The 2,686-nt window shown below is 42.5% G+C and carries 1 protein-coding gene and 1 pseudogene; both read left to right on the forward strand.

The window, feature by feature from the left end:
• Positions 1 to 234 precede the first annotated feature (234 nt).
• Positions 235 to 702: a GNAT family N-acetyltransferase gene (locus Q0A12_RS06395; RefSeq protein WP_291291830.1), complete on the forward strand. Its 468-nt coding sequence runs from the start codon at positions 235 to 237 to the stop codon at positions 700 to 702.
• Positions 703 to 1,024: 322 nt separating this feature from the next.
• Positions 1,025 to 2,686: pseudogene (locus tag Q0A12_RS06400) on the forward strand (HAD-IC family P-type ATPase); the annotation flags it as partial.

Consider the following 2,686-nt stretch of genomic DNA (forward strand, 5'->3'; position numbering starts at 1 on the left):
AAGCTCGGTTTTTACTGCGGGCTTATACTACGCTCATGGAACTATGTTCGAGCTTTCTCTCACTTCTCACTATAATCCAAAAAGAAAAATAGAGGGTAGAATCAGCCGTCACTGACTCTACCCTCTAATCTTAGTATGTTTATTCGTCATTTCGAGCAATCCTTGATAAAATGATTTGCAAATAGCTTGTTTGACTCGTTTTTCACTGGTAAACAGAAGGGGGTGTCTCTAAAGATGGAATTAAAGGAATACCAAGAAAAATACCAAGCAGATATTGCCAATTATTTTCTAACAGATGAAATGACCTATTTCACAGGGACGCCGCAAGAAAATGTGTGTATCTCACAAGATGACCCGAACCATCATTCAATCTTAGCTTTTTCCAATCAGAGGCTGGTCACTTTTTTTGTTTTGGATGAAGGCCCTCAAAAAGCAAACTTTACGGATGAAAAGAATGCTCTTTTGCTGCGAAGCTTTTCCACTGATGCAAGACATCTAAGGAAGGGATATGGGAGAGCAGCATTACGCTTATTGCCAGACTTTGTAAACAAACATTTCCCAGAGACCAAGCAGATTGTTTTAGCAGTCAATAAAAAAAATAGTGCAGCAAAAAAACTGTATCAGTCGGTAGGATTTATAGAAAGCGGCAACGAAAGAATGGGACCCAAAGGACCGCAGTATCTTTTAATCTTTCCTCTTTGACGCGAGTAGATCAAGCAGTGGATTGGCGATCGTAGGTGAAAGCAATCCATTGCGTATTGTTATGGCCCTTTCTTGACAGGTCTGTAAAATAAGTGGAGAGAACAGACTTGACTATAAAAAATGAATACGCTATGATTGATCTTAATTTAAGGGGGGTGGTAAAAGAATGTCTAATGATTCGAGTGACGGTGAGCAGAAAATCTATTTTGGTTTACCTTACTTTTTAATTGAATAGGACCAAGACGCAGTGCTTTGTTTAGTCTCACTAAACCAAGGGCTTATTTGTGTTGGAAAAAAACTCGATTAAAAAGGAAGGGAAAATATGCAGTTAAAGAAAATTTATCAACTTACAGTTGAAGAAACAATGGAAAAATACGGACTTCAGGATACAGAAGGATTATCTAAACAGCAAGCGGCACAACGTTTAGCAGAAGTTGGCCTCAATCAGCTAGTTTCTAAAAAGACACCTAAATGGCGGTTGTTGTTGCGTCAGTTCAATAATCTGATCATTTATATTTTGATCTTTTCCGCGCTATTGACGCTATTCATGGGGCATCTTTCAGATGCACTCATTATCGGAACCGTTATCCTCGTCAATGCATTGATTGGCTATTATCAAGAAGCCAATGCCTCAGATGCATTGGAACACATTAAGGAAATGCTGACTACGCAGGCAACTGTCTATCGGGAAGGAACGCGGCAGGATATTCCGGCAGCAGAAGTGGTTCCCGGAGATGTGGTCTTTTTGGAAGCTGGCGACAATGTTCCAGCAGATTTACGGATCATCGAAGCCGATAATTTACGTATCCAAGAGTCACCTTTAACAGGAGAACCTGATTCAGTTGAGAAGACCAATGCGCCATTGCTGGAAGATACCATTGCGTTAGCAGAGCAGCGCAACATTGCCTTTGCCTCGACATCGGTCACCTCTGGTAGTGGGAAAGGGATTGTAATTGCCACCGGGGAAGCAACGGAGATTGGGAAAATCTCTTTTGAAGTAAATAGTACAGAAGAACGTAAAACACCTTTGATGAAAGAAATAGACGGACTAGGAAAAGGCATTACCTATGTGATCATGGGTGTCGCTATTGCTTTGTTTGTGATCAGTTTATTTCTAGAAACCTATGCTTTATCTGTGCTGTCTTTAGCTGTCGTGACGATGATCGTAGGTTCGATTCCCGAAGGCTTACCGGCAACGACTTCCGTTGTTCTAGCAATGGGTGTCAGCGAGATGGCAAAAAATAAACAGACCATTATCAAAACACTGCCAGCTGTCGAAACATTGGGGTCGGTCGATGTGATCGCAACGGATAAGACAGGAACGTTGACGAAAAACGAGATGACCATTAAGGACATTGTTTTAGCAAACCAGCAATACCAAGTCACTGGTGACGGCTATCAGCCAAATGGCGCGATTTTTCCTGTTTCTCCAGTTTCCGAAACGGATGAGCGAGAACTCACTTTATTCTTAGAAGCGGGATTTGAAGCCAATGACACTGTGCTAGTGGAAGAAGAGAACCATTGGCGAATCAACGGCGAACCAACGGATGGCTCTTTCTTGACCCTTTACTATAAAAAATTTGCGTACCCGAACACCCCTGACTATCAGGAAATCGATATGCTGCCCTTTGATTCCGATTATCGCTACATGGCGAAATTGGTGCAAAATCAGGCAGGCAAGCGAATCGTGTTTGTCAAAGGTTCACCAGATAAGCTGTTTGTCATGGCAAAAGCGCATGATCGAAACTTTGATGAAGAAAGCTGGGCCGCTAAGGTTGAAAGACTATCCACTGAAGGAAAGCGGGTCGTTGCGGTAGGCTATCGTGTTTTGGCAGACAATCAAGTTATCGATTCGATTGCGGAATGGGTCTTCGACGAAGGGGTGCAGCTTTTGGGAATTGCCGGAATCATTGATCCCCCATGAGCAGAAGTGATTGCTTCTTTGCAGGAAATGAATCAGGCGGGGGTCCAAGTCAAAATGATC

It is taken from the genome of Enterococcus sp., assembly GCF_022711995.1.
Taxonomy (GTDB): Bacteria; Bacillota; Bacilli; order Lactobacillales; family Enterococcaceae; genus Enterococcus_D.